Here is a 270-nt window from a genome sequence, read left to right on the forward strand (position 1 = left end):
TGTCTGTATTCGAGGGGATGAAACGGTTGTGTCATAACCTGGCTCATTTCCAAAAGCTTCAGCGCGCCCTCCGAAGCGATACCGAACAAGGGGCCGCCACCGAGGAAGACAAAATGGCTGCGGTCCAGAACTTCATAGTCGAGGACTTCATCCAGCTTCTCCGCAAGAGTTTGGGCAGAAGCGACGATCGATGCCGGGATTTCGGAGCCTACCATCTGCAGACCGAGCAAGAGCATCAAGCTCGCGGAGGCGGTCATGACGATACCTTCC

1 protein-coding gene is annotated in these 270 nt (G+C 55.6%); it reads right to left on the minus strand.

Going from position 1 to position 270, the window contains the following annotated elements; all coding sequences use genetic code 11:
- Nucleotides 1–257: hypothetical protein (locus ACR9ZK_RS22100; RefSeq protein WP_481344093.1), on the minus strand; the 257-nt coding region annotated here is incomplete at its 3' end.
- Nucleotides 258–270: the final 13 nt, after the last annotated feature.

The sequence above is a fragment of the Monashia sp. HAY1-5C genome (assembly GCF_056755255.1).